Raw genomic sequence first — 357 nt, 5'->3', positions numbered from 1 at the left:
CCGGTTTCAAGCCGGCATCCGACGTTTGCGTGATTCCCTCGCCACCGAGTCCCTCAGCGGATACGCGGTGATGTTCGGGGATGTCCTTCCGGGCCTCTTCCTGCGGTCGATCGACCCCACCAAGCGCAACCGCCATTTTGGACACATTCCGGTATTCTGGTCCTGGATTGCCCAGATTCTGGAAGGCAACGCGTCCTGCCCGAAGGCCCTTGGACTCATCAGCCTCCGGATCGCCTCCCCAGAAATGCCTTCCCCCTCGAAGTCAGGCTCCCGCCGACTTTGTCGGGGCACGCGCGCCGCCAAACATGCCCCCGGCGTGCCGTCATGTGGGCTGCTGGCCTATGGGGACATGTGATC

General features: G+C 63.3%; 1 protein-coding gene. It reads left to right on the top strand.

Annotation, left to right across the window (positions count from 1 at the left end; genetic code table 11):
- Positions 1 to 355, top strand: a 355-nt coding sequence (locus ACG2LG_RS24335; protein WP_396263512.1) for a hypothetical protein, incomplete at its 5' end; no start/stop codon positions are given.
- Positions 356 to 357 lie beyond the last annotated feature (2 nt).

Source organism: Haloferula sp. A504, from assembly GCF_044385805.1.
Classification (GTDB): domain Bacteria; phylum Verrucomicrobiota; class Verrucomicrobiia; order Verrucomicrobiales; family Akkermansiaceae; genus Haloferula.
This window is presented reverse-complemented; position numbering and strand designations above follow the sequence as displayed.